The following is a 25,478-nucleotide window of genomic DNA, read 5'->3' as shown; positions in this document are numbered from 1 at the left end:
GCCGTGCTTCGCCCGACCACGCTGACCGCCTCGCGCCCCGACGATCCGCACAAGTTCCGCCGGCGCGGCGTGCTGTTCGTGCTGTCTTCGCCCTCGGGCGCGGGCAAGTCGACGATCTCGCGCATGCTGCTCGAGTCGGACCGGACGCTGCGCATGTCGGTGTCGGTGACGACGCGGCCCATCCGTCCCGGCGAGCAGGACGGTGTCGATTATCACTTTGCCGACCTAGCGCGGTTCAAGGAGATGGTGGCGGCGGGAGAGTTCCTGGAATGGGCGCACGTCTTCGGCCACCGCTATGGCACCCCCGCCAAGCCGGTCGATGACATTCTGGCCTCCGGCAACGACGTGCTGTTCGACATCGATTGGCAGGGCGCGCAGCAGCTGCACCAGCTCGCCGGCGGCGATGTCGTCCGCGTCTTCATCCTGCCGCCGTCGATGGAGGAACTGGAGCGCCGCCTGCGCGCCCGTGCCACCGATAGCGACGAAGTGATCACCGCGCGCATGGCGAGGGCCGCGAGCGAGATCGGCCATTGGGACGGCTATGACTATGTGCTCGTCAACGATGATGCCCATGCCTGCTTCCGCCGAGTCCAGACCATCCTGGAGGCGGAGCGGCTGAAGCGCAGCCGCCAGACCGGCCTGATCGGATTCGTCCGCAAGCTGATGACGCCGGAGGCTGCTGCCTAACAGTTCCCCGGCGACGGCCGGGGTCCAAGGTGGCTGGGCCCCGGCCTGCGCCGGGGAACAGTTGCGCAATCAAGCACTTGAGTTTGTGCGCTACCGAACATAAGTAGAACGCATGGCTCAACTCGACGTCCGTCAGAAGCTCGAAATTCTCGCGGACGCGGCGAAATATGATGCGTCCTGCGCCTCTTCGGGCACGTCGAAGCGGGACAGCCGGGACGGGAAGGGCATCGGCTCGACGGAAGGCATGGGCATATGCCATGCCTATGCGCCGGACGGGCGCTGCATTTCGCTGCTGAAGATCCTGCTGACTAACAGCTGCATCTTCGACTGCCATTACTGCATCAACCGGAAGAGCTCGAACGTGCGGCGGGCGCGCTTTACCGCCAAGGAAGTCGTCGACCTCACCCTCGCTTTTTACAAGCGCAACTATATCGAGGGTCTGTTCCTTTCCTCCGGGATTATCCGCAGCTCCGACTACACGATGGAGCAGATCGTCGAAGTAGCGCGCAGCCTGCGCGAAGATCATGATTTCCGAGGCTATATTCACCTGAAGACCATTCCGGATGCTGATCCCGAGCTAGTGCGGCTGGCCGGCGTTCATGCCGACCGCGTGTCGATCAACATCGAGCTGCCGACGGAACGCGGGCTCAAACGCTTGGCGCCAGAGAAAGACGGGACGCGCATCGAAAGCGCCATGGCCGATGTGAAGCACGCGATCGACGACGCCGCGGAGGCGAAGAAGTACAAGCACGCGCCGCGCCTCGCGCCCGCAGGGCAGTCGACGCAGATGATTGTCGGCGCGGACAGCGCCACCGACGGGGACATCGTGCTGCGCGCCTCATCCCTCTACGGCAAATACAGTCTGCGGCGCGTCTATTACTCTGCTTTCAGCCCGATTCCGGACGCAAGCGCCGTGCTGCCGCTCCAGCGCCCACCGCTGATGCGCGAGCATCGGCTCTACCAGTCCGACTGGCTGATGCGTTTCTACGGTTTCCAGCCGCAGGAAGTTGTCGCGGCAGCGAACGAAACGGGCATGCTGCCGCTCGACATTGATCCGAAGCTCGCCTGGGCGCTGAAACACCGCGAAAGCTTTCCAATTGATGTGAACCGCGCACCAAAAGAGCTGCTGCTGCGCGTGCCGGGCCTCGGTGTGAAGGCGGTGAATGCCATCGTCGCGAGCCGCCGATGGCGCCGGCTCCGCCTCGACGATGTCGCCCGGCTGACCGTTTCCATTGCCAAGCTTCGCCCTTTCATCGTCGCCGAAGATTGGCGCCCGGTAATGCTCAGCGACAGGGCGGAGTTGAAGCCGCTGGTGGCGCCCAAACGCGAACAGCTGGAGCTGTTTGCCTGATCATCCGTTCGACCGGGCAAGGAGGACCGCATGGCCGATCAGGATATTTACGCGAAGCTGAAGCGCGATCACGACAAGCAGCGGGATATGCTGCGCCGACTTGGCGAAGGCGGCAACGGCCGCGCCAAGCTGTTCGAGGAGTTCCGCCTGGAACTCCAGTCCCATGCGGCGGCGGAGGAAGAGTCGCTCTATGCGACGATGTTGGCCAAGCCCGAGGTGCGCGACGACGCCCGCCACTCGGTTGCCGAGCATAAGGAAGTCGACGACATTCTCGCCGAGATGATGGACCTGGACGCCGCCTCTGCCGAATGGGATGCGAAGTTCCAGCATCTCCGGCACCGCTACGAACACCATATCGACGAGGAAGAGGAGGAGATGTTCCCCGCCGCCTCGGAGGTGCTGTCCGAGCACAAGGAGCGCGAACTCGCGGGCGTGTACGAGAACCGCAAGCCGGCGGAGCTGGAGAACGCCAAGGCCAATCCGCCCGGGAGCGACGAGCGGGAGTGAGGGTCGCACAGCTCGCGACGGAGGACGACTTCGACGGCTGGCGCACCGCAGCGAGAGCCTTGGCGGCGGCGCGCGTGCCGGCGGACCAGGTCGTCTGGCAAGTCGGCGAGCGGGCAGGCGATCTGTTCGGCGACGAAGCCGTGCCGGAGGCAGTTGCCGGGGCTTTCAGCGTGCCGCGCCCCTTCGTGGAGCTCGCCCAGTCGGTGGTCGCGCACAGCGATCCCGAGCGGTTCGCCATGCTCTACCGCATGCTGTTGCGCCTGCGCGACCAGCCTGGCGCCATGGACGACCGGGCTGATCCGCTGCTGCGGCGGCTGGAAGAGATGGCCAAAGGCGTGCGGCGGGACATGCACAAGATGCGAGCCTTCGTCCGCTTCCGCGAGGTGGAGACGGAGGAGGGCACGCGCTTCGTCGCCTGGTTCGAGCCAGAGCATCACATCGTACGCGTCAACGCCGGCTTCTTCGTCAGAAGATTTGCGTCGATGCACTGGTCGATCCTGACGCCGGAACTGTCGATCCATTGGGATGGAGAGAGCCTCACCGAAAGTCCGGGCGCGACCAAGGCGGATGCGCCGCAGGGCGACGCCGTAGAGGAGGTCTGGCGCACTTATTACGGCTCGATCTTCAACCCGGCACGGCTGAAAGTCGGCGCCATGCTGAAGGAGATGCCGCGCAAATATTGGAAAAACATGCCGGAGACCGCGTTGGTCCCGCAGCTGATCGCGGGGGCGCAGGCTCGGGAGGCTAGAATGGTCGCGGCATCGCGTGCGGACATCGGCGGCAATGCGCGCGTCGCCTGGGAAGCGCTGCGCGACGAAGCGGCTGCGTGCACCCGTTGCCACCTCTACAGGTGCGCGACGCAGACCGTCTTCGGCGAAGGTGAAGTCTCGGCCAAGCTGATGCTGGTCGGCGAACAGCCGGGCGACCAGGAGGATCTGGCCGGCAAGCCCTTCGTTGGGCCCGCCGGCCAGGTGCTGGACAAGGCGCTGGCGCAGGCGGGGGTCGACCGCTCGAACACCTATGTCACAAATGCGGTGAAGCATTTCAAATTCGAGCAGCGCGGCAAGCGCCGCATCCATTCGAAGCCGAACGGCTCGGAGATCGACGCCTGCCGCTGGTGGATCGATCAGGAGCGGGTGCTGATCCGGCCGCCTGTGACTGTCGCGCTCGGCGCCACCGCCGCCCGCTCGCTGCTCGGCAAGGTCGTGACGATTTCCGGCAGCCGCGGACAGCCGCTCAAGCTGGCCGATGGCGGCGAATGCTGGGTGACGATCCACCCAAGCTATCTGCTCCGGCTGCAGGACAAGGCTAAGGCGGAGGACGAATTCGGCCGCTTCGTCGAGGACCTGAAAACGGCGAACGTGCGGCTGCGCGACCTCGCCGCCTAGTCGCTGCTCATCCGCCCCAGCGCGACGAGAGCGAGGTAAAAGAGCGCAAGCAAAGCGAGCAGGCGCAAGATGTTGAGCGTGATCCAGAGGCGGACGGCCTCGACGATCTGCGCGTCGGTCAAGTTCGCGTGATCCGCGAGCCCCACTAAAGTCGGTACAAAATAGACGCCGGTTGCGATCAGCACCGCGACAAGGCCGAGTGGAGGAATGATGGCGGAGCGGCTCCTGATGCGACGGTCGCGCCACAGGGCGATCAGGGCAGTCAGCGTTCCGAGGACCGCCAAGACGGTCAGGATCGGCCACGGGTTCATCGCGCCCGGCGGACTAATCGGCTGCCGTGTCCATGCGACCGGATCGGCATACCAGCCCGCATGGCTGTACAGGGTGTCGAAGGCGGCGGCACCGGTCCGAAGCGCGAGCGACATCACAAAAAATCTATAAGCCGCTACGCCGAGCCTCATGAGTGTCCCCCCGTTTGATCGGACGAACAGGCCATAGCCGCTGCCGGTGCGCAAGCCTTTGCAAAGTCGGGCGGGTCCGGGCTATGCGCCTCGGCCATGACCGACACGCCTCCCGACCGCCTCTCGAACGATCCGCGCAGCCCGCACTTCAATCAGGACGTGCTGAGCCGCGGCATCGGCATTCGCTTCAAGGGCAATGAGCGCACCGATGTCGAGGAATATTCGGTCTCGGAGAACTGGGTGCGCGTGGCGCTCGGCAAGAAGGTCGACCGCCATGGCCGGCCACTTACCATCAAGCTGACCGGTCCGGTCGAGCCCTACTACCTGACGCCAGCGGCCGATGCGGAGGGCGAGGCCGAACAAGGCGCCTGACTCAGCGCCAGGATCGCTGCGCCGTAGGCGGGCAGCGTCACCTGTCCATCTGCGGCTTGAGCGGGTAGACCGGTGTCCAGTAGCGCCCCCGGACCCTGCAGGTCGTAGGTGGATTCAGCCCCGCTCAGTTCGAACAGACACAGTAGGCGCTGGTCGCCGAGTTGCCGTTCGAAGGCGAGAACGCCCGCGGGAGCTTCGACCAGCCTGGCGTCACCATATTGCAGCGCCGGATGTGCTCGCCGCAGGGCCAGCAAGCGCCGGGTGAACTGGAGCGTCGAGTGAGGAACGCGCTCCTGCCGCTCCACCGCGAGCGCCAGGTGGCGCGAGTCGATGGGCAACCAGGTCTCGGTACGGAGCATGTCTTCGGTCCACGGCATGGGCGTGCGGGCGCCGTCGCGCCCGGCATCCTGTGCGTCTTCGGTCCAGCTGGCGATGGCGAAAGGATCGCGCAGCCGTTCGAACGGCACGCGCGCCTGGGGCAGGCCGAGTTCGTCGCCCTGGTAGAGGAAGGGTGTGCCGCGCATGCACAGCAGAAGGAGCATCGAGCTGCGGGTGAGCCGCGGGTCGTCGGCGGCGAGCCGGGTGGGAAAGCGCGGGACGTCGTGATTGCCGAGTGACCAGGATGGCCAGCCCGCCGCATCGGTCCACGCCATTATGGCGTCCGCAAACAGGTCCGGCGTCGCCTTGCGCGCGTTCAGGAGATGGAAGCTGTAGGCGGTGTGCAGCCGGTCCGGGCCATCGGTATATTCCAGCTGCCGCGCCAGCATGTCGTCGTCGAAGATCTCGCCGACCGCCATCCTGTCATCATAATCGTCGAGCAGGGCGCGGAGCCGGGCGACGAAGGCCAGCGCCTCCGGCTGGGATTTGTTGTGCCGCTGCCGCTGGAAGCGGATCGTTGCCGGAGGAGTGGCGGCGTAACGCGCGACCGGATTGTCGGTCAGTGCCGGATTGTGCGCGACATAGTTGATCACGTCCAACCGAAAGCCATCGACGCCGCGATCGAGCCAGAAGCGAGCCACGTCCAAGATCGCATCCTGCACGGCAGGATTGTGGAAGTTCAGGTCGGGCTGCGAGCTAAGGAAGTTGTGCAGATAATATTGGCGGCGGCCCGGATGCCAGGTCCAGGCCGGGCCGCCGAAGCTCGCTTGCCAATTGTTGGGCGGCGTGCCGTCCGGTTTCGCATCCGCCCAGACATACCATTCGTCATAGCCGCCGCGCCGGGCGGCGCTGTCCCTAAACCACGAATGCTGGTCCGACGTGTGCGACCAGACCTGGTCGATGATCAGCTTGAGCCCGAGTAAATGAGCGTGTTCAAGCAGCCTGTCGAAGTCGGAAAGGGTGCCGAATAGCGGATCGACGTCGCGATAATCGGCGACGTCATACCCATAATCCTTCATCGGCGAGCGGAAGAAGGGCGACAGCCAGATCGCGTCTATACCGAGCGAGGCGATATAGGGCAGCCGGTGTATGATGCCGGCCAGGTCGCCGACGCCGTTGCCATTCCCGTCCGCAAAGCTGCGCGGATAAATCTGGTAGAAAACCGCGCGTTTCCACCAGGGCGCCTCTGCGGCCATGGCTAAATGTCTCGTGCCCAGTTCTCGCGGCCAGCATCGTCCGACCTGGCATCGGTGACCGGAACCGCAGCCGCCCGCAGCCGTAGAATGGTCCAGTCGCCGCGCTCGTCCATTTCTTCAACCGAGCAGCCGACCGCACGATAGGCGGCGCGCACCTTATCGGCCTGGTTGGTCAGCAGGCCGGCGAGCACGATCGTTGCACTTGGTGCGGCGATGGCGGCGATCTCCGGCGCCATTGCGACCAGCGGGCCGGCGAGAATGTTGGCGATGATCAGATCGTAAGGTGCGCTGCCGGTGATCGCGGGCGAACGAGCACCGTCGGCAACGATCAGCTCGACGCCCTGGACGCCGTTGGTCTCCGCGTTTTCGGCGGTGACGTCGATCGCGACCGGGTCGATGTCTGTCGCGATCACCTGCGCACCGGGCCAGAGATGACGGGCGGCGAAGGCGAGGAGGCCGGTCCCGGTGCCCAGGTCGATGACCCGATCGAAGCTTTCGCCCGCGAGCCTGTCCAGCATTGCGAGGCAGCCGGCCGTAGTGCCGTGGTGGCCGGTTCCGAAGGCTTGCCCCGCATTGATCAGGAAGGCGCGCTCGCCGGGGCGGGGCTCCACCGGATGCGCTTCGGTGTGGACGATGAAACGGCCCTCGCGGATCGGCTCCAGCCCGGCCTGGCTCATCGCCACCCAGTCTTCGTCGCTCAGCTGCTGGATGTCGGGCGTGACGTTAGCTGCGCTCGGCACCAGGGCCCTAATGACCGCGATCATCTCCGGCCCAGGCTCATCCTCCGTATAGGCGTCGAGCCGCCACTGCTCGACATCGTCTTCGACGACCTCCGTTGTCATCAGCACGGCGTCGATCTCGATGGCGCCCGCGTCGATGGCCTCGGCTTCCGCGCGCGTGCACGGCAGCGTCAGCTTCCATGTACTAGCGGACATAGCTCGCGCCGTTGATGTCGATCACGGCGCCGGTCATGGAGGCGGGCGCTTCGAGGGCCAGGTAGCGCACTGCGGACGCAACCTCGTCCGGAGTGGCGACGCGGCCGAGCGGGATGTCGGCGAGCAATTTGTCGCCGCCGCGGCTCGCCAGATAATCCTCGGCCATGCCGGTCATGACGAAGCCGGGGCAGACGGCGAAAGCGAGGATGTTCTCGGCCGCGAACCCGCGCGCGATCGATTTGGTCATGCCGATCATGCCGGCCTTGGACGCGGCGTAATGCCAGTGCGCCGGCGAGTCGCCGCGATAGGCGGCGCGGCTGGCGACGTTGACGATGCGGCCGCCGCCCTGTTCGCGGAAGTGGAGCACGGCGAGCCGGCAGAGCTCGGCCGAAGCAGTCAGGTTGATCCGCATCGTCCGCTCCCAGGCGCCGACCCATTTGTCGTGAGCCAGGTCCACCGGCGCCGCTTCGAACACGCCTGCATTGTTGACGAGCACGTCGATCCGCCCGTCCAACCGCTCGAGCGCGCTGTTCCAGATGCGCTGCGGGGTCGCGGGATCGGCCAGGTCGCCATCGGCGCTGGACGTGCCGATCAGATTGTGGGCGCTGAAAGCCTCGGCGCAAGCCGCGCCGATCCCGCGCGAGGCCCCGGTCAGGAGGATGTTCGTCATGGGTGCGGCGGTAAAAGGAAAAGCAGGGCTTCGACAAGCTCAGCCCGAACGGAGCTTGGGACGATCTCTCCTCCACCCGTCCGGGCTGAGCCTGTCCGAAGCCCTGTTCTTCGCTTCTGACTACGCCACCAGCTTCACATAATCCTGCGCCGCCGACTTCAAATGCCCCAGCTGGTCGTCGACCTTGCGGAAGCCCGTCTCGAGTTCGTCGATCTCGCTGGCGACCGTCTCGGTGTCTTGTCGGATCGAGGCGATGGTCGAGGACATGGAGTCCGCGGCCAGCGCGGTCTCGTCCACCGCGGCGGTGATCATGGTGACCGTCTGCGCCTGCGTCTCCATCGCTGCGCGGATGCGGTCTGCGGATTGCTGGACTTCGCCGACCGTGTCGCGGATCGAGCCATTGGCTTCGACCGTGGTACGGGTCGCGGCCTGGATGGCAGCAATCTTGGCGGCGATGTCGTCGGTCGCACGCGCCGTCTGATTGGCGAGGCTCTTCACTTCCTGAGCGACGACCGCGAAGCCGCGGCCGGCATCGCCGGCGCGCGCCGCTTCGATGGTGGCGTTGAGCGCCAGCAGGTTGGTCTGCCCGGCGATATCGCGGATGAGGCCGAGGATCGACTCGATCGACTGAGCATGGTTCGACAGGGCTTCGGAGACCTCGACGGCGGCGGTCGCCTGGCCAGCGGCACGCGTGGCGATGCCCGCGGCGGTTTCCACTTCGGTGCGGGCATCCTCAATCGCTCGGATCAGGCCGGCTGCGGTGTGGGCCGCTTCCCGCATCGCAACGGCCGACTGTTCGGCGGCAGCGGCGACTTCGGAGGCCTTGCCGAGCATCCCTCGCGCGGCGATCGAAGCATCGGCGGCCTGCGTGCGCAGGGACTCGCCTAGCGAAACGGTGGTGGAGACCTCCGACGCGACCCGGTTCTGGAACAGGTCTGCTTGTTCGGACCGGCCTGCTGCCGCCTGGCGGGCGCGCAGCTCAGCTACAAAGGCAGACATGATTTCTGCCTCGATCATTGCCGCCCGGCGGATAGCACGGGTCAGGCGGGCGAGTCTCCTGATGTCGTCCTTGCAGGCGTGGAAGACGGTTTCCATCGCGAGATCGTAGGCGGCGGCGAAAGCTGCAAGCGAAGCGTAGAGCGGCACGCCCGCGCGCTCGCAGAAAGCTGCATTGGTGCGCGCCATGTCGGCCCAGGCTTGGCCCGACAAGTTCATGAATTTCTCGCGCGTGAAAGCGGTGCTCGCCGCAATCCTTTTTTCCAGCGCCTCGCCCGTGACCTTCGGCTGCACGTAGTTCGACTGGTTGAAGGCTTCCCAGAAGCGGCGGGAGATGTCGTCCGCCTTCGGCTCGACAACCTCATACGCCTCGCGCAGATCGCTGGTCAGAGTGCCGTCGCGGTCGAATTCGTTGAGCCGCTCGCGTACCGAGATCGCGATGGTGTCCGCAAGTTGGTTGGTGTTCGCAGTTTTCTGAGAACTCACTTGGCTTCGTCCTTCGCTACGCCGTCCGGCTCCTGCTAGGCCTCCGCTGGTAAAGCCCGGGTTAAACATCGGCGCCACGGAGCCGCATTATTGCAAGCGGCGGCGCATTGGCTAAGAGCTTCCCCGAAGAACAGGAAGAGGGGCTCCGATGAGCAGCAGCAACCGCAACCGGCCCTTGTCGCCGCACCTGACGATATGGCGCTGGGGGCCGCACATGGCGGTCTCGATCCTGCACCGCGTGACTGGGTCCGGCATGGCGACGGTTGGCGCCATCCTGCTCGTCTGGTGGCTGGTTGCGCTGGCGAGCGGGCCAGAGGCTTATGCGAACTTCCGCGACGTGTTCACGGTGTCATCGGGCGAGCTCAACATTCTCGGCTATCTGTTCGGCATCGGGCTGACGCTCACTCTGTTCCAGCACATGGCCTCGGGGATCCGCCACCTGGTGATGGACACCGGCGCCAACTTCGAGCTGAAGAGCAACAAGCTTTCGGCACAGCTGACCTGGGGCTTTTCGATCCTGATGACCTTGATCTTCTGGGCAGTTCTGCTCGTGGGGAGGAACTGATGGGCACGGGCACTGAAATCGGCCGCGTCCGCGGGCTCGGCTCCGCCAAGACCGGCGCGCACCATTGGTGGATGCACCGGCTGACCGCGGGCTCCAACTTCCTGCTGATGAGCTGGCTGCTCATCTCGCTGCTGCGGCTGCCGGCGTTCGACTATCTGACGATCACCACCTGGTTGTCCTCACCGATGGCGGCGGTGCCGATGATGCTGCTGGTGGCCAGCGTCTTCTGGCATTTCCGCATGGGCCTGCAGGTGGTGATCGAGGATTACCAGCATGACGAGACGCGGGTGGTCGCGCTGGTGCTGCTCAATTTCTACGTGATCGCGATGGCGGCCTTCGCGATCTTCTCCATTCTCAAGATCGCCTTTGGCGGGGGTGCGGCCTGATGGCGGACGCGTACAAGATCATCGATCACACCTATGACGCGGTGGTGGTCGGCGCAGGCGGCGCGGGCCTGCGAGCGACGATGGGCATTGCCGGCGCCGGGCTGAAGACCGCCTGCATTACCAAGGTGTTCCCGACCCGCAGCCACACTGTCGCGGCACAGGGCGGCATCGCGGCGTCGCTCGGCAACAACTCGCCCGACCATTGGTCATGGCACATGTACGACACGGTCAAGGGCTCGGATTGGCTCGGCGATCAGGACGCGATCGAATATCTGTGCCGCGAGGCACCTGCCGCGGTTTACGAGCTCGAACATGCCGGCATGCCGTTCAGCCGCAACGAGAATGGCACCATCTACCAGCGCCCGTTCGGCGGCCATATGCAGAATATGGGCGAGGGACCGCCGGTGCAGCGGACGGCGGCCGCGGCGGACCGCACCGGTCACGCCATGCTGCACACGCTCTACCAGCAGAGCCTCAAATATGATGCCGACTTCTTCATCGAGTATTTCGCGCTCGATTTGATCATGGAGAATGGCGCCTGCCGGGGCGTGATCGCCTTGTGCATGGACGACGGCACGATCCACCGTTTCCGCAGCCATCAGACGGTGCTGGCTACGGGTGGCTATGGCCGTTGCTATTTCTCGGCGACATCCGCCCACACCTGCACCGGCGATGGCAATGCGATGGTGCTGCGCGCCGGGCTTCCGCTGCAGGACATGGAGTTTGTCCAATTCCACCCGACCGGCATCTATGGCGCGGGCGTGCTGATCACCGAAGGCGCCCGCGGTGAGGGCGGTTACCTCACCAACTCCGAGGGCGAGCGCTTCATGGAGCGCTATGCGCCCTCGGCCAAGGACCTGGCCTCGCGCGATGTCGTCTCGCGTTCGATGGCGATGGAGATTCGGGAAGGGCGCGGCGTCGGCAAGGAGAAGGATCACATCTTCCTTCACCTCGACCATATCGACGCCAAGGTGCTGCACGAGCGGCTGCCCGGGATCACCGAGACCGGCAAGGTCTTCGCCAATGTCGACCTGACCCGCCAAGCGCTGCCGGTGGTGCCGACCGTGCACTATAATATGGGCGGCATCCCGACCAATTATCATGGTGAAGTCGTCACGCTGAAGGATGGCAATCCGGACAGCGTGGTGCCTGGCCTGTTCGCAGTCGGCGAAGCGGCTTGCGTCTCGGTGCATGGGGCCAACCGGCTCGGCTCCAACTCGCTAATCGACCTCGTCGTATTCGGCCGGGCGACGGGCCTGCGCATCGCCGACATCCAGAAGCCGAATACGCCGCACAATCCGCTGCCCAAGGGATCGGAAGAGTTCGCTCTCACAAGGCTCGACCGCTTTCGCCATGCAAAGGGCGGCTCCCCGACTGCTCAGATCCGCCGCGACATGCAGAAGACGATGCAGGCGCATGCCGCAGTGTTCCGCGATTCAGCGCTGCTGGCGGAAGGCCAGACCAAGATCGACGCCATCGCGCGTTCGATCGACGACGTGCACGTGACCGACCGCTCGCTGGTCTGGAACACCGACCTAGTCGAGACGCTGGAGCTCGACAATCTGCTCGCCCAGGCAGTGGTGACCATGCACTCGGCCGCTAACCGCAAGGAAAGCCGCGGTGCGCACATGCACGAGGACTTCCCCGAGCGCGACGACGCGAACTGGATGAAGCACACGGTGACCTGGCTGAACTCGGCCGGCGGCGCCCCCGGCGTGTCGCTGGCCAAGGAAGGGGTGACGATCGACTACCGCCCCGTCCACGAATACACGCTCACCGACGACGCCGAATACATCAAGCCGAAGAAGCGGGTATATTGAGCTTAGCTGTCAAGCCGGCCAATCGCGTCATCGTACACGTCGCCATCACGTTTGCCGATGGCGACAACCTGCACGACTACGACCCGATCGATCACTCGATAGACAAGCCGATACCCTGAGTCCTTCAGCTTGATCTTGTAGCAGTCCGGCATCGCGTGGAGGCGAGCGGCCGGACGGTGCGGTTCTTCTAGGACGCGCCGCAGCTTGCGCGTGAACTGCTCCCGAACTGTGTAACCTAGCTTGCGCCACTCTTTCTGAGCGCTTGGAAGGAACTCGAGCTCATAGGTCATTTATGTCGACTCGGATGCCGACCTCGCCTTCACGCTGACGAACAATCTCTGCCAGTTCGATATCCTCAAGCCGGTCGAGCAGTGCTTCCCATGCCTCTGCCGGCACGATGTAAGCTGTCGGCTTGTTGTGATTGAGCACGGCGACCGGGAACCCCTCCGCTGCCTTGATGACGGCGCTGGGATTCTTCTTGAGCGTGCTGATGCTGACGCTGGCGTTGGCGAGAATGGGATCGATCATGACCGGAATATAGGGCTCTTATTAGGTCTTTACAACCTTGGCAGGGTTACGCCTTGTTGACCCATATATTTGCCCGCGCGATCAGCGTAGCTGACTTCGCACGGTTCGTTGCCCTGCAGGAACAGGAACTGGCAGGCGCCTTCGTTGGCGTAGATTTTGGCGGGGAGGGGCGTGGTGTTGGAGAATTCCAGGGTCACATGCCCCTCCCAGCCGGGCTCAAGCGGCGTCACGTTCACGATGATGCCGCAACGTGCATAGGTCGATTTGCCGAGGCAGATGACGAGCACATCGCGCGGCACGCGGAAATATTCGACGGTGCGCGCCAGCGCGAAGCTGTTCGGCGGAATGATGCAGACGTTCGTCTTACGGTCGACGAAGCTGTTGGCGGCGAAGTCCTTCGGGTCGACGATCGCATTGTCGACGTTGGTGAAAATCTTGAACTCGTCGGCCACACGCGCGTCATAGCCATAGCTCGACAGGCCATAGCTGATGCAGCCCTCACGCCGCTGGCTCTCGACGAACGGCTCGATCATGCCGTTCCCAAGCGCCTGTTCGCGTATCCACCGGTCGGACAGGATCGACATTCACATCCCCAGATTGGCCGGCCCGAATGCATGCGGCAGCAGTTCGGACAGGCGATAGCTTTCGACATGCGCACCATCGGCAGAGGCGCAGTGGATAGGCAAGTCGCGACCGCCCAGCTGCGCCGCTTCGTTCAGCACCTGACGGCAGCGGCCGCAGGGGCTGACGACAGAGCCGCCCCTCAGCCCTTCGGGTGTGATCGTGCCGCCAATCACTGCGACTTCCGCCACGTCGCGCAGGCGTCCTTCGCTGTTCGCCTTGGCGAGCGCCACCGTTTCGGCGCAGAGCGACAAGCCGTAGCTCGCATTCTCGAAATTGCAGCCGGTGACCACGCTGCCGTCCGTCATCAGCAGCGTCGCGCCGACCCCGAAGCGCGAATAGGGCGCGTGGGCGTTGCGTGCAGCCGCGCGAGCGGCTTCAATCAGTTCTTTTCTTGTCACCTCATCTCCGTTCGCTTCGAGCGCAGTCGAGAAGCCGTGTCTCGACTTCGCTCGACACGAACGGAAAGTGGAGGTCAAGCGAGACGCTCACCCCTTGATGTGCAGCACGCAGATGAGCGTGAAGAGGCGCCGCGCCGTGTCGAAATCCACGTCGATCTTGCCCGCGAGCCGCTCCTGCAGCAGCTCGGCGGCTTCGTTGTGAACGGCGCGGCGGGCCATATCCACCGTCTCGATCTGCTGCGGCGTGGCCTGCCGGATCGCCTGATAATAGCTGTCGCAGATTGCGAAATAGTCCTTGATCGGCCTGCGAAAGCGCCCGAGCGCCAGCACCAACGTCTCAAGGTGCGTGCGGTCCTCGCGGTATATGTCCAGCGCCAGCCGGCCTTCCTCGACTCGCAGCTTGATCCGGTAGGGGCCCTTATAGCCGTCGGCATGCTCACGCTGCGGCGCGAAATGATTGCCTTCTAGCAGGTCGAATATGGCGATCCGCCGCTCCTGTTCAACATCGGCCGAGCGCCACAGGATCGTGTGCTCGTCCAGCTCGATGTCGATGATGCGCGGATCGCTCATGTCCGCTCGTCCTAGCCCTCTTCGTCATTTGCGCGAAAGCCGGAATCCATCCTCTTTCCCGCCCGGCTCGTCGCACACGATCGCTTGAGCCGGAGTGACTGAATCCATTCACCAAAGCATCCACAGGCTTGTTGTCTTGAGTGCGAGTCACGCGGCGCGCATGATGCGCCCATGCCCGAGCTCAAGCTGATTCACGACGCGAGCGTCGAACCCCAGACCCTGCCGCATAATATCGAGGCAGAGGCGGCGCTGCTTGGCGCGCTGATGATCGACAATCGCCTGGTCGAAGACGTGCAGCTGAAGCTGAAGGCCGATCATTTCTTCGAGCCGATTCACGGGCGGATCTACGACGCGATCCTGAAGCTGGTCGACCGCAACATGGTCGCCAATCCGGTAACGCTGAAGCCGATGTTCGACAGCGATGAGGCGATGAAGGATCTGGGCGGCCCCGCCTATCTCGCCCAGCTGACCGGCAGCGGTGCCGCCCTGATCGGCGCGCGCGACTTCGCCGAGCAGGTCTATGACCTGGCGCTGCTACGGGAGCTGGTCGGCGTGGGCCGCGAGATGGTCGAGAATGCGCTCGACACGTCGGAGGCGGTCGACCCGAAAAGCCAGATCGAACAGGCCGAAGTGGCGCTGTACCGCGTCGCCGAACAGGGTGGCGAGCAGGGAGGCACCAAAAGCTTCCTGCAGGCGGCGCGCATCGCGATCGCCCAAGCGGAGAAGGCGCAGAACTCGGGCGGCCATATCTCAGGCGTGACGACCGGCCTGGAGGATCTGAACCATCGCACCGGCGGCCTGCAGCGGTCCGACCTGCTGATCCTTGCCGGCCGCCCGGGCATGGGCAAGACCTCGCTCGCCACCAACATCGCCTTCAACGCCGCCCAGCGTTACCAGCGCGATATCGAGGACGGGATCGATCCCGCCAAATCGCTCGGCGCACCGGTTGCTTTCTTCAGCCTCGAAATGTCCGCCGACCAGTTGGCAACTCGTATCCTCGCGGAAAATTCGGGTGTGGTCGGCTCCAAAATCCGTTCGGGTTCGCTCAGCCGCGACGAGTTCAACCAGTTCGCGCGCGCTGCGGCGGAGCTTGAGAATCTGCCGCTCTATATCGACGACACGCCGGGCCTCACCATCGCCGCGCTGAGGACGCGCGCGCGGCGGATGAAGCGCAAGCATGGCATCGGCCTGATCATCGTCGACTACCTCCAGCTGCTGACCGGCGGCGGCAAGAGCAGCGGCGACAATCGGGTGCAGGAGATCTCCGAGATCAGCCGCGGCCTGAAGACGCTCGCCAAGGAGCTGAACGTGCCAGTGATGGCGCTGTCGCAGCTCAGCCGTGCCGTCGAGCAGCGCGAGGACAAAAGGCCACAGCTCTCCGATCTTCGTGAATCCGGCTCGATCGAGCAGGACGCCGACATCGTGCTCTTCGTCTATCGAGAGGAATATTATGTCGCTGCGCGCGAGCCCAAGGGCGACAGTCAGGATGGAAAAACGGCCGAGGCGTACAATGCCTGGGTGCAGGAAATGCAGGACGCGTTCCAGAAGGCGGAAGTGATCATCGCCAAACAGCGCCACGGCGCGACGGGCAAGGTGCGGCTGAAGTTTGAAAGCAACATCACCAAGTTCAGCGACTTCATAGACGACAGCTACCTGCCTCAACGCATGGGTTGAAACTCAGGCGGCATGCGCTTTGCGGCCGAGCATGAAGGCGGTGGCTGCGGCGACGGTCAGCAGGGCGAGCAGCCAGGGCGCGTAGCTGAGCCCTTGGTCGATGGCGCTGGCGATCGGGTTTTCGACTTGGAACAAGCGTTCGGTGAGCCATGCGAGAGCGGCGGTGCCGGCGAGCGCGGCGCCCGCCATGCGCACGGGCGGGTAGAAGCGCGTACGGGCGAGCATGATCAAAGCAGGCATGACGGCCGCGACGACGAGCAGCTGGATCAGTTCGATGCCGATATTGAACCCGAGGATCGCTTTGGCCTTCTGCGCTGGCTCCATGCCGAGATGTCCGATCAGCGTTGCGAAGGCGAGGCCGTGGACGAGGCCGAACAGGCCGGCAACAATCGCCTCGCGTCCCGCGAAGAGCGGACGCCACGCGTGAACGGCCGAGATCAGCACCGACAAGGCGATGCCGATCTCGACTGGCTGGACCGGCAGCTGCCAGCCAAGGAAGGCACCGCCGATCAGGGTCAGCGAATGGCCGATGGTGAAGGCGGTGACCACGGCGATCAGGCCGCGACCGGTGTGGCGCAGCCCGGCATAGCCGTTCCAACGCCGCCCCTTCGCAAGCAGCGGGGCAGGCAGCAGCAGCGCGACGAGAAAGAGGAGATGATCGTGCCCTTCGGCGATGTGGTGCATGCCGAGCTGCGCCGCGGCAGCGAAGCCCTTCCAGTCGCTCGCGCCGCCGCGGTCGACTGCCAGCCGGGTGCGAGTGCCTTGCAGGGCGCCGAGCAGCTTCGGTTCGGCGCTGACGTGACCACCGGCGAAGTCATTGCGCGCGACGACGAGCACCATGTGGTTCGGCACCCGGTCGATCACTACGCGATAGTCGAGTGTGAAACGGCGGGGGGAGGCGTCCGGGGGTGGCTCCAAGCGGTAGCGGGCTCGGAGATCGGGCGGCCCTGCCTCATGGATGATGTCTATCGCCTCCACCCGCACCCGCCAGCCGGGTACCGCCAGCCGTTCGGCGACATAGGCGCGGATCTCCGGATCATTGACCGGCCCGAGCACTGCCTGAACTTGCCGCCTCAGCGCGAAGCCGAGTTCAGGAAGCGGTATGATCGCTTCGGCCTCGACCGCCCTCGTGCCGAAATCGAGCCGGATTTCGGAATTGGGCGTCAGATGCGCGGCGGCTGGCGATGCGATCAGCGACAGCAGGAGGAGCAGAAGCCGCTTCAATGGCCGAACCATAAGGTAGCGGCGGACGCATCCAGTGCCCTCGGGTTGATCGCCAATGCCCGCTTTTCCGCCTCTGCCGCAGCCTCGCCGTGCCCGAGCAGGGCGTGAGCACGGGCGGCTACCAGATGCTGCTCGGCCGAGCTCCAGCTGGACCGGTTCACCCGCTCCATGAGGCGCAGCGCGTCCGCGGGCCTGTTGTTCGCGATGAGGGCCCAAGCCAAAGTGATCGCTGTCGCGCCATGCGGGCGAAGGTCGAAGTCGCGCGACGCGAGCATCAGCGCCCGTTCGGGCGTCCCGAAGGCGAGCTCATGTTCGGCGGCATGGCCCAGCGCCGCGTCGGGGAGCAGCCGCAGCCGCTCGGCCCAACCTTGCGCTGCTTGCTCCGCCCAAGCACGCGACTGCGCATAATCGCCGCTGGCGCGGTACAGGCTGGCGAGCGCGTCGCGCAGCATCGGGTCGCCATGAGCTCCCGCTAGCGCTTTGAAGGCGCGGATCGCGGCCGGCTGCTGCCCACGTAACGCTAGCATCTGCGCCCGATGCGCGGCTGCCAGCCACCAGCCGGGGAACCGCCGGTCCGCTTCGACGAAGCTCGCTTCAGCGGCATCCCAGTCGCCGCGCTGCAGCTGGATCGTGCCGCGCAGCAGGGCGAGCTGGGCGAGCGCGTGACCGGTGTGCAATGCGGTTCGCTCGATTCTGCCGATCGTATCCAGCGCCATGTCCGGCTGTCCGGTCCGTGCGCGAAAGATCGCCAGCCGGTAATCTGGCTGCGGTAGTGCCGCATAGGCGACGAGCGCGGCGCGGTAGCGACCCCGGTAGAACGCTACGTCGCCGCGGAGGGCGCGCTGCGCCGAACGCGTCTTCGGGTCAGGCTCGACAGCATAGCGGTCAATGCTGGCGAGAAGGCGCTCCGTGGTATCGAGACGGTGCTCGCTCAGCGCCAGAATCGCCGCGGTCATGTGCGGGCCGCTTCCTTCCGGTGCGGCAGCGAAACCGCGGTCGAGTGACCTTTGCGCCTCCAAAAGGTCGGTGAAATCGCCCGTCAGGCGCGCTCGATCCATCAGCAGTAGGGCGAGACGTTCGCGAGTCAGCCAATCATCTTCGCGGTTCGCCGCCAACGAGCGCGCGCCGATGATCTCCGCATCCAGACCCGACTTTGCCTGAACGTAGCTGTATTGGCGGAGCGCTACCGCCAGGGGGGGAGACGTGGGCGGGGCGCGCCAATGCTCTTCGATCCGCGCGAGCGCGAACAGTGCGACCGCGACCAACACGCCGGCCGCAATGATCCTTGCCGCGGTCGGCCGCGGCAACGCCACGTTCACGCCACCGGCTTGGCGCACATGTTGAGGTTCAGACGCTGGAAGTCGTCGGCCAGTGCGTTGGTAAGGCCGGTCAACGTCGCCTTCATGTCGGGCACGAACTTGCCCGCTACGTCGTCCACCGGGTCGGCGTCGTTGTAAGGGTTCTTTTGTGGCGGGGAGATGAGTGCGGTTGCGACTGCCGGCATTCCGGTCCGGTCCACCCTTACATAGGCTGAAGCCGGATCGGTTCTGAAGTTATAATTGCTGCCGTTGGTCGGTGGCAGAGGCGGATTGCCTTGCGCCTTTGCGACATAGGGAAAGGAGCTCGGAAACGGCACATCGTTAGTTGGCGGGTTCAAAGGCAGGCTGGCGAACAGATTGGCTGGATGCTTGGTCAGATCGAGAAACAGCACGGCCAACGTGACGTCCACGACCGGGTCTTCCAGACGCCGCCCATTCGGAAAACCGTTCGGCTTGCTCAGGTCCATTTTGATCGTGTCGGGAATGATCAGGTTGGTCACGCTGACACCCAGCGCGACCTGCTGGTTCAGACAAGGCGTGACGTCGAAGCTGGTTCCGGTGATCGTCGGGCTGGGCGTCGGGGCAACAGTCGCGACGGGGGCTGGCCGGGGCGCCGCGCTTTGACCATCGCCGCCGCAGCCGGCCAGTAACGGCAAAATGGTTGCGCCGGAAAGCACGAGCAAGAAGCGAGTGCGCATCAGATCTGTCCTCCAAAGCGACCCGTATCAGACCAGATATCCAGGCGGTTCGAGCCGTTCATAATCGAAGCGCGGGGGATTTCTAAAATCACCATCGTGTCGTTGCCATTGGCGAAGAAATCGCGGGTGTTCCGGATGGATAGAGTTCCGGTCGCGCGTGTGTCCTTGAGACCCTGCGAGTCGAAGAAGAACGGATCGTCGAAAATACCGGCGATCGCCCGCACGCCTTCCTTGTTCAGTTCGGTCTGCACGGGGCCTATGATCGGACCTGTCGTGCCTGGCACGCCGCTGATCTGCACACCGACTGCATTCCCATCAAAGCCGAAGCGCACCAAGATCTGATGCTCGGCGTCGGTACTGGCGCCGGCATTGGAAATATTGATCCGATACAATACGTCGCGATCATAGACGGGTGGCAGGTTTGCTGCGCGTGGGCCGGCGAAGGTGATCATGATCACGACTGATTGCGGCGTATGCCAGGCGAAAATATCGGCCAGGTCCGCCGCCGCATCCGGGATCGGATCTACGGTGGGGTCGGCGCGCGTAGGCGGTTCCACATGATCAGCAGCCAGCGTTGCATAGTCAGACGACATCAACACCGCCGGGATGAGCGCCAGCGCGCCTCCCAGGGTAAGCCACGTGCGCAACGCGATCATCTGCTTACTCCCCTGTAGGCTTTTGCTTTCCGGCCAGGCGCCCCAAAGTATAGCATGATTGCGACAAAAGCGACGGCTCGGTTGACCAAGATACGGCCGCTCCCCCATAGCGGATGCATGGAAAGTCAAGCCGGCGAGGATGTCGCCGCCCTGTCCTTCGAAGATGCGCTGAAAAGGCTGGAAGCGATCGTTTCCCGGCTCGAAAGCGGCGACGCCTCGCTCGACGAGTCGATCACGCTCTATGCCGAAGGCGACAAGCTGCGGGCCCAGTGCGAGGCGCGGCTGCAGGCGGCGCAGGCGCGTATCGAAAAGATCACGCTCGGCCAGGACGGCCGTCCTACCGGCACTCAGCCGTTCGACGCGGGCTGAGCCGATGGCGCGCGGGGGCGGGGAACTGGATCAGGCGCTCGGCCGCATCGCGGCGGACATGGACCGCGCCTTCGACCTGCTGCTGCCAGTTCCCGACGACGCCCGTGCCCGGCTCTATGAAGCTATGCGACATGCGACGATCGGCGGCGGCAAGAGGCTGCGGCCGCTGCTGGTCTGCGCGGCGTGCGACCTGTTCGCCGTCAGCCGCGAAGCGGCGCTGCGCGTCGCGACCGCGATCGAATGCATCCATGTCTATTCGCTGATCCATGACGATCTGCCGGCGATGGACGATGACGATCTGCGCCGCGGCAAGCCCACGGTCCACAAGGCGTTCGACGAAGCCACGGCGATCCTGGCCGGCGATGCGCTGCACGCGCTCGCGTTCGAGATCCTCGCTGATCCGGCCACCCATGCCGATCCGTTCGTCCGCGCTGAGCTCTGCCTGGAGCTCGCCAGTGCCAGTGGTCCGGCCGGGATGGCTGGCGGGCAGATGATGGACCTGGTTGCCGGCGCCGCAGATATGGATCTGGCCATGGTGACCCGGCTCCAGCAGTTGAAGACGGGGGCTCTGTTCGGCTTCTGCCTCGAAGCCGGCGCGATCATGGGCCGGGTGCCGCCCGAGGGGCGGACGAGGCTGCGCGGCTATGCGCGCAATATCGGCCTTGCCTTCCAAATCGTCGATGACCTCATCGATGTCGAAGGCAGCGAAGAACAAGCCGGCAAGGCCGTCGGCAAGGACGAGGCAGCGGGCAAGGCGACCTTCGTCTCGCATCTGGGTCCGGAGCGCGCGCGCGAACAGGCGCGCATGCTGGTCGACCAGGCCGTCGAATATCTGCACGACCACGGCCCAGAGGCCGACCTGCTGCGCGAGGTGGCGCGCTACATCGTAGACCGGGATCGCTGACGATGAGAGTGGGGGTTTATCCGGGCACGTTCGATCCGATCACGCTTGGCCATATGGACATTATTCGCCGCGGCGCGAAGCTGGTCGACCGGCTGGTGATCGGAGTCACCACCAACCCTTCCAAGTCGCCGATGTTCACGATCGAGGAGCGGATGGCGATGGTCCGCCGCGAAGTGGACAGGGAAGGCTCGTCGATCGACGTGGTGCCGTTCGACTCGCTGCTGATGACCTTTGCCGAACGCCAGGGCGCCTCCGTAATCGTGCGCGGCCTCCGCGCCGTCGCCGACTTCGAGTATGAGTATCAGATGGCCGGCATGAACCAGCAGCTGAACGACCGCATCGAGACGGTCTTCCTGATGGCAGACGTGTCGCTGCAGCCCATCGCGTCGCGCCTGGTGAAGGAGATCGCAATGTTTGGCGGCGACGTTACCAAGTTCGTCACGCCGGCGGTCAGCGAGGACGTGGTCGCCCGTGTCGCAAGGCTCGGCCGCAAGGGATCGTGACGTTATTCAGCCGCCGCTAAGCCGCCATAATCTAGCGGCAAGGCCTCTCCCGATCTTCGGAGTTTCGTGCATGCGCTTTGTTGCCGCCTTTCTTGCCCTGCTCGGCGTTGTTTTCGCGTCGACCGCATATGCGCAGAAGGGCGAAGTCGCGCCAGCGCCGACGCCTGCGCCCGTGCCGCCCCTGACGCCGGAAGACACTTGGGTGCTCGATCTGTCGACCGGCGGCCGCGTGGTTATCCAGCTGCGGCCCGACAAGGCCCCCAACCACGTCGAGCGGATCAAGACGCTGACCCGTGCCGGCTTTTACAACGGTCTAACCTTTCACCGCGTCATCGACGGCTTCATGGCGCAGGGCGGCGATCCGGAAGGCACCGGCTCAGGCGGTTCGCCCCTGCCGGACCTGAAAGCGGAGTTCAACGACTTGCCGCATGTGCGCGGCGTCGTCTCCATGGCGCGCGCCGAGGGCAATGATACGGCGAACAGCCAGTTTTACATCATGCTGATGCCGACGCTGCGACTGGACAATCGCTACACCGCCTTTGGCCGGGTCGTCTCCGGCATGCAGTTTGTCGATGCGATCGAAAAGGGCGAGCCGCCGGTCAACCCGTCGCGGATTGTCCGCGCCTGGATCCAGGCCGATGGCGAGAACGCACCGCTCCGGCCATTGCCGGCGGTGACCGCTCCGGCTCCCACCCCGGCGCCCGAGGCGAGCTCGACGCCGGCTGCCAGCCCGACGCCTCAGCCGCAAAACTAATAGGCGGTTCGGGCTGAGCTTGTCGAAGCCCTCCTTTTCTTCGCAGCCCTAAAGAAGGGAGGCCTTCGACAAGCTCAGGCTAAACCGGGGTTTATGGGGAATGCGCGTAGACCTTTTCGATTTCCATCTCCCCCCGGAGCGCATCGCGCTGCGTCCGGTGGAACCGCGCGATGCCGCCAGGCTCCTGCTCCTGGACGGCGCCCGCACGGCTGACCACATCGTCCGCGAACTCCCGGCCCTACTGCGCGCCGGCGACTGCCTGGTCTTCAACGACACCCGCGTCATCCCGGCCCAGCTGAAGGGACGCCGCGGCGAAGCGCGGATCGGCGCGACGCTCCACAAGCGCCACGATCTGCGTCGGTGGCACGCGTTCGTTCGCAACGCCAAGCGGCTGCGACCCGGCGACGCGATCGACTTCGGCTCAGGCGTCGAGGCAATTGCCGAAAGCCGCGCGCCGGATGGCAGCTTCCTGCTCCACTTTCTTGGCAATGAACCAGTAGAGGTCCTGCTGGAGCGCGCCGGACGCATGCCGCTGCCGCCCTATATAGCCAGCAAGCGCGAAACGGACGAGCGCGACGCCCGCGACTATCAGACTATGTTCGCGCGGAAGGAAGGCGCCGTCGCCGCGCCCACCGCCGCGCTCCATTTCACGCCGCAGCTGATGTGCGCGCTAACGGACGCCGGCATCGTTCACGAGACACTGACGCTGCACGTCGGCGCGGGCACCTTCCTGCCCGTCAAGGCCGAGGATACGGCCGACCACAAGATGCATGCCGAATGGGGCCGCCTCGACGCGGCCACCGCCGATCGGCTCAATCGGGTGCGCGCCGAGGGCGGCAGGATCATCGCGGTCGGCACCACCAGCCTGCGCCTGCTTGAAAGCGCCGCAAACGAGCAGCGGCGCATTGCGCCTTTCGAAGGCGACACCGCGATCTTCATCACACCCGGCTACCGCTTCCGTGGCATCGACGGGCTGATGACCAACTTCCACCTCCCGAAATCGACGCTGTTCATGCTGGTCTCGGCGCTGATGGGACGGGAGCGGATGCTGGCTGCTTACCAGCACGCGATTGCGGGTGGCTACCGCTTCTACAGCTATGGCGACGCGTCGCTGCTGCTGCCCTGAGGCTTAAAAAAGGGCGCCGCCGCAGCCGGCGACGCCCTTCCTTCAGCCTATTCGGTCAGGCGTAGATGAAATCCTGCGCCAGATTGATGGTCGGGGCACCCGCCAGGTTGGTGAAGAAGTCGGCGGTGCCGTTGCCGTCAGTGTCGATGCGCAGTTGTCCGTTCACATATTTGATGTCGCCGGCATCGACGGACTTGAACGAGCTGACGTCGATCTTGTCGCCCTGCTTCGAGCTGAAGTCGAGGATCGAGTCGATCGACGTGTCGATCACCGACTTGCCGGTGGCGTCCACGCCCGAATAATTGGCAAGCACGAACACATCCGCGCCGGCGCCGCCGGTGAACTGGTTGTTGGCCTGGTTGCCGTTGATCCGGTCATTGCCGAAGCCGCCAATGGCATTTTCGACTACCGCGCCATAGGCGATGCCGATGTTGTTCTCCATCAGCCAGTCCTTGCCCATGATCTCGGACCAGGGAACGCCCTCGTTCACGCCCTCACGGCCGCCGAAATAGAGGTCGTAGGCCGCGGTGCGCGTGCCGAAACCCTGGGCGGTGTTGTTGGCGTTCACGAAGGCAAGGTAGGCATCCTTCGACATGGTCGACGGGTCCTTGCCGGCGAATGCCGGATCATAGGAGCCGAACCCGCCCGCGCTGCTGTACGCGCCTTCGCGCAGGTCGATGATGGATGGCGTGTAGAAGCCCGACAGGTTCAGCGTATCGTTGCCGCCGGCATCCCAGATCGAGAAGACAGCCGCCATCTCGCCCTTTTCGAACCGCATCGCGTCGTTGGTGACGTCTGCGGTGGCGTTGAAGCCATAGGTGGTGTTGCCAGTGCGGGTGGTCGTCTCGACGCCGTATTTCTGCTGAATGACCCAGATGTCGTGGACCATCGGCGTCGACGGGTAGACGACCCGCATCAGGTTCCAGTCGACGACGTTGTTGCCGGTCTCGTAGCTGTCGAAATACGACATGATCGTATATTGATGGCTGTCCTGGAAGTAGAAGGCGTCGCCTTCGTACGTGATCGGGTCCGGCTGGCCGTCGCCGTCATTGTCGTCGCCGAAATCATAGTCGCCCGGATGGCTGAGGCCGAGCGAATGGCCGAGCTCGTGATTGAGCGTCTGCAGGCCATATTGCCCGGAACGCAGATCGGCATTGCTGCTGTTGTAGCGCGGATCGGCGAGCCACACATCGCTCGACGCGCGCCCATAGGGCTGGCCCTGATCCGGGTAATAGGCCCAGGCCTGGGCCGGACCGGTGCTGGTGTTGGCGAGCCAGATGTCGGCCGAGTTCTTTGCCCAGTCGCTCGCGCCCTTGGACATGGTGACTTCCTGGAACTCGGGCGCGATCAGCTCGTCCCAGTTCGCCACCGCGATCCGCGCCGCCGCTTTCTGCGCTTCGGTAAAAGGCGTGTAACCCTTGCCTTCGCCCGAATGCGGATTGTTGTTCACGCCGACCGCATGATTATGCGTGAAGAATCCGAACGTGATGGTGCCGTCATTGGCGCTCGACAGATGCGTGCCCGAATCGAGCTGCGTGCGTACATTGTTGATGCCGGGTCGGCTCGGATCCGAATCGCCGATCAGGCCGTAAACCGGCTTGCCGCGCAGCGTTTCACCAACGGTCGGGAGGTCGGGCAGTCCGCGCGTGGTCGCGTGCGGATCATATTGCCAGGCGAGATTGAAGGTGCGCGCGTCGGCAAGATCGCCGCTCAGCGCCAGGCTGTCCGTATTGTTGTTGGTCGTCGTCGTCGTATTGAGGCCGGAACTCGCGCGGGAGAAATTAGTCCCGCCGCCGAACGTCTGTGAATCTTTCACTCGAGCCACATCACTCTCCCATACAGCATTTTGGGGCTGCCCCACCGCCCAAGGCGCTGAATAGGTCGCAGAAAAAAGACCAAGTCAACCATTGACTTAGCGGCAGTTTTGCGCCGC

At 64.6% G+C, this 25,478-nt stretch carries 29 protein-coding genes; 14 read left to right on the top strand and 15 right to left on the bottom strand.

Going from position 1 to position 25,478, the window contains the following annotated elements; genetic code table 11:
* The first annotated feature begins 3 nt into the window (after positions 1–3).
* The 4 genes from gmk to VGT77_RS10975 all read left to right on the top strand — a co-directional run bounded on the left by gmk (position 4) and on the right by VGT77_RS10975 (position 3,933).
* Positions 4–687: a guanylate kinase gene (gmk, locus tag VGT77_RS10990; protein WP_327462489.1), complete on the top strand. Its 684-nt coding sequence runs from the start codon at positions 4–6 to the stop codon at positions 685–687.
* Between the two features lie 112 nt (positions 688–799).
* A complete protein-coding gene (locus tag VGT77_RS10985; RefSeq protein ID WP_327462487.1) occupies positions 800–2,038 on the top strand; it encodes a putative DNA modification/repair radical SAM protein in 1,239 nt (412 codons plus the stop codon).
* 30 nt (positions 2,039–2,068) lie between these two features.
* Positions 2,069–2,545 carry a hemerythrin domain-containing protein gene (locus VGT77_RS10980; protein WP_327462485.1) on the top strand — a complete coding sequence of 159 codons (477 nt, stop codon included), beginning with the start codon at positions 2,069–2,071 and terminating at the stop codon, positions 2,543–2,545.
* Complete coding sequence (locus tag VGT77_RS10975; RefSeq protein ID WP_327462483.1) at positions 2,542–3,933, top strand: UdgX family uracil-DNA binding protein; 1,392 nt, start codon at positions 2,542–2,544, stop codon at positions 3,931–3,933. Before VGT77_RS10980 ends, VGT77_RS10975 begins: the two co-directional genes overlap by 4 nt.
* On the opposite strand, the gene VGT77_RS10970 is transcribed toward VGT77_RS10975, so the two are convergent.
* Complete coding sequence (locus tag VGT77_RS10970; RefSeq protein WP_327462481.1) at positions 3,930–4,358, bottom strand: hypothetical protein; 429 nt, start codon at positions 4,356–4,358, stop codon at positions 3,930–3,932. The two genes, VGT77_RS10975 and VGT77_RS10970, sit on opposite strands and share 4 nt — an antisense overlap.
* Before the next feature lie 132 nt (positions 4,359–4,490).
* Here VGT77_RS10970 and VGT77_RS10965 point away from each other — a divergent pair, with 132 nt between their 5' ends.
* Complete coding sequence (locus VGT77_RS10965; RefSeq protein WP_327462479.1) at positions 4,491–4,766, top strand: DUF3297 family protein; 276 nt, start codon at positions 4,491–4,493, stop codon at positions 4,764–4,766.
* On the opposite strand, the gene VGT77_RS10960 is transcribed toward VGT77_RS10965, so the two are convergent.
* The 4 genes from VGT77_RS10960 to VGT77_RS10945 form a co-directional block, all read right to left on the bottom strand.
* Complete coding sequence (locus VGT77_RS10960) at positions 4,715–6,340, bottom strand: alpha-amylase family glycosyl hydrolase (protein WP_327462477.1); 1,626 nt, start codon at positions 6,338–6,340, stop codon at positions 4,715–4,717. The genes VGT77_RS10965 and VGT77_RS10960 overlap by 52 nt on opposite strands.
* A 2-nt stretch (positions 6,341–6,342) precedes the next feature.
* Positions 6,343–7,275, bottom strand: a complete 933-nt coding sequence (locus VGT77_RS10955; RefSeq protein ID WP_327462475.1) for a 50S ribosomal protein L11 methyltransferase — start codon at positions 7,273–7,275, stop codon at positions 6,343–6,345.
* Positions 7,265–7,945: an SDR family oxidoreductase gene (locus tag VGT77_RS10950; RefSeq protein ID WP_327462473.1), complete on the bottom strand. Its 681-nt coding sequence runs from the start codon at positions 7,943–7,945 to the stop codon at positions 7,265–7,267. The genes VGT77_RS10955 and VGT77_RS10950 overlap by 11 nt, the downstream gene beginning before the upstream one ends.
* 120 nt (positions 7,946–8,065) lie before the next feature.
* Positions 8,066–9,427 (bottom strand): methyl-accepting chemotaxis protein, encoded by a 1,362-nt coding sequence (locus VGT77_RS10945; protein ID WP_327462471.1) that lies wholly within the window; start codon positions 9,425–9,427, stop codon positions 8,066–8,068.
* Between the two features lie 148 nt (positions 9,428–9,575).
* Here VGT77_RS10945 and sdhC point away from each other — a divergent pair, with 148 nt between their 5' ends.
* The 3 genes from sdhC to sdhA are packed head-to-tail and all read left to right on the top strand — an operon-like array spanning position 9,576 to position 12,198.
* Positions 9,576–9,992, top strand: coding sequence for a succinate dehydrogenase, cytochrome b556 subunit (sdhC, locus tag VGT77_RS10940; RefSeq protein WP_327462469.1), 417 nt, complete (start codon positions 9,576–9,578; stop codon positions 9,990–9,992).
* Complete coding sequence (sdhD, locus tag VGT77_RS10935) at positions 9,992–10,378, top strand: succinate dehydrogenase, hydrophobic membrane anchor protein (protein WP_327462467.1); 387 nt, start codon at positions 9,992–9,994, stop codon at positions 10,376–10,378. Before sdhC ends, sdhD begins: the two co-directional genes overlap by 1 nt.
* Complete coding sequence (gene sdhA / locus VGT77_RS10930) at positions 10,378–12,198, top strand: succinate dehydrogenase flavoprotein subunit (protein WP_327462465.1); 1,821 nt, start codon at positions 10,378–10,380, stop codon at positions 12,196–12,198. The genes sdhD and sdhA overlap by 1 nt, the downstream gene beginning before the upstream one ends.
* Positions 12,199–12,200: 2 nt before the next feature.
* Here the strand turns inward: sdhA and VGT77_RS10925 are convergent, their stop codons facing one another.
* The 5 genes from VGT77_RS10925 to VGT77_RS10905 all read right to left on the bottom strand — a co-directional run bounded on the left by VGT77_RS10925 (position 12,201) and on the right by VGT77_RS10905 (position 14,318).
* A complete protein-coding gene (locus tag VGT77_RS10925; protein ID WP_327462462.1) occupies positions 12,201–12,488 on the bottom strand; it encodes a type II toxin-antitoxin system RelE/ParE family toxin in 288 nt (95 codons plus the stop codon).
* Positions 12,478–12,726 carry a type II toxin-antitoxin system prevent-host-death family antitoxin gene (locus VGT77_RS10920; RefSeq protein ID WP_327462460.1) on the bottom strand — a complete coding sequence of 83 codons (249 nt, stop codon included), beginning with the start codon at positions 12,724–12,726 and terminating at the stop codon, positions 12,478–12,480. Before VGT77_RS10920 ends, VGT77_RS10925 begins: the two co-directional genes overlap by 11 nt.
* Positions 12,727–12,755: 29 nt before the next feature.
* Positions 12,756–13,310 (bottom strand): dCTP deaminase, encoded by a 555-nt coding sequence (gene dcd, locus VGT77_RS10915; RefSeq protein WP_327462458.1) that lies wholly within the window; start codon positions 13,308–13,310, stop codon positions 12,756–12,758.
* Positions 13,311–13,748 carry a cytidine deaminase gene (locus tag VGT77_RS10910; protein WP_414713386.1) on the bottom strand — a complete coding sequence of 146 codons (438 nt, stop codon included), beginning with the start codon at positions 13,746–13,748 and terminating at the stop codon, positions 13,311–13,313. It abuts the gene before it with no gap.
* Between the two features lie 87 nt (positions 13,749–13,835).
* Positions 13,836–14,318 carry a UPF0262 family protein gene (locus VGT77_RS10905; protein ID WP_327462454.1) on the bottom strand — a complete coding sequence of 161 codons (483 nt, stop codon included), beginning with the start codon at positions 14,316–14,318 and terminating at the stop codon, positions 13,836–13,838.
* Between the two features lie 171 nt (positions 14,319–14,489).
* On the opposite strand from VGT77_RS10905, the gene VGT77_RS10900 reads away from it, so the two are divergent.
* On the top strand, positions 14,490–15,992 hold the full coding sequence (locus tag VGT77_RS10900; protein WP_327462452.1) for a replicative DNA helicase: 1,503 nt from the start codon (positions 14,490–14,492) through the stop codon (positions 15,990–15,992).
* 3 nt (positions 15,993–15,995) lie between these two features.
* Here the strand turns inward: VGT77_RS10900 and VGT77_RS10895 are convergent, their stop codons facing one another.
* Genes VGT77_RS10895 through VGT77_RS10880 form a run of 4 tightly spaced genes read right to left on the bottom strand, consistent with a single transcriptional unit; the run spans position 15,996 to position 19,889 of the window.
* The gene (locus VGT77_RS10895) at positions 15,996–17,216 is read right to left on the bottom strand and encodes a HupE/UreJ family protein (RefSeq protein WP_327462450.1); all 1,221 of its coding nucleotides are present in this window, start codon (positions 17,214–17,216) and stop codon (positions 15,996–15,998) included.
* Positions 17,213–18,553 carry a hypothetical protein gene (locus VGT77_RS10890; protein WP_327462448.1) on the bottom strand — a complete coding sequence of 447 codons (1,341 nt, stop codon included), beginning with the start codon at positions 18,551–18,553 and terminating at the stop codon, positions 17,213–17,215. The genes VGT77_RS10895 and VGT77_RS10890 overlap by 4 nt, the downstream gene beginning before the upstream one ends.
* A complete protein-coding gene (locus VGT77_RS10885; RefSeq protein WP_327462631.1) occupies positions 18,532–19,212 on the bottom strand; it encodes a DUF4331 family protein in 681 nt (226 codons plus the stop codon). The genes VGT77_RS10890 and VGT77_RS10885 overlap by 22 nt, the downstream gene beginning before the upstream one ends.
* A 20-nt stretch (positions 19,213–19,232) precedes the next feature.
* Entirely contained in the window at positions 19,233–19,889 is a 657-nt protein-coding gene (locus VGT77_RS10880) for a hypothetical protein (RefSeq protein WP_327462446.1), read from the bottom strand.
* 117 nt (positions 19,890–20,006) lie between these two features.
* On the opposite strand from VGT77_RS10880, the gene VGT77_RS10875 reads away from it, so the two are divergent.
* The 5 genes from VGT77_RS10875 (at position 20,007) to queA (ending at position 23,545) form a co-directional block, all read left to right on the top strand.
* Positions 20,007–20,258 carry an exodeoxyribonuclease VII small subunit gene (locus VGT77_RS10875; protein WP_327462444.1) on the top strand — a complete coding sequence of 84 codons (252 nt, stop codon included), beginning with the start codon at positions 20,007–20,009 and terminating at the stop codon, positions 20,256–20,258.
* A gap of 4 nt (positions 20,259–20,262) precedes the next feature.
* Positions 20,263–21,162, top strand: coding sequence for a farnesyl diphosphate synthase (locus tag VGT77_RS10870; RefSeq protein WP_327462441.1), 900 nt, complete (start codon positions 20,263–20,265; stop codon positions 21,160–21,162).
* Positions 21,163–21,164: 2 nt separating this feature from the next.
* Positions 21,165–21,665, top strand: coding sequence for a pantetheine-phosphate adenylyltransferase (gene coaD / locus VGT77_RS10865; protein ID WP_327462439.1), 501 nt, complete (start codon positions 21,165–21,167; stop codon positions 21,663–21,665).
* Between the two features lie 70 nt (positions 21,666–21,735).
* Positions 21,736–22,419 (top strand): peptidylprolyl isomerase, encoded by a 684-nt coding sequence (locus VGT77_RS10860; RefSeq protein ID WP_327462437.1) that lies wholly within the window; start codon positions 21,736–21,738, stop codon positions 22,417–22,419.
* Between the two features lie 100 nt (positions 22,420–22,519).
* On the top strand, positions 22,520–23,545 hold the full coding sequence (gene queA / locus VGT77_RS10855; RefSeq protein WP_327462436.1) for a tRNA preQ1(34) S-adenosylmethionine ribosyltransferase-isomerase QueA: 1,026 nt from the start codon (positions 22,520–22,522) through the stop codon (positions 23,543–23,545).
* A 55-nt stretch (positions 23,546–23,600) separates the two neighbouring features.
* Here the strand turns inward: queA and VGT77_RS10850 are convergent, their stop codons facing one another.
* Entirely contained in the window at positions 23,601–25,361 is a 1,761-nt protein-coding gene (locus VGT77_RS10850) for a M10 family metallopeptidase (protein WP_327462435.1), read from the bottom strand.
* Positions 25,362–25,478 lie beyond the last annotated feature (117 nt).

It is taken from the genome of Sphingomonas sp. (assembly GCF_035944535.1).
Classification (GTDB): Bacteria; Pseudomonadota; Alphaproteobacteria; order Sphingomonadales; family Sphingomonadaceae; genus Sphingomonas_B.
This window is presented reverse-complemented; position numbering and strand designations above follow the sequence as displayed.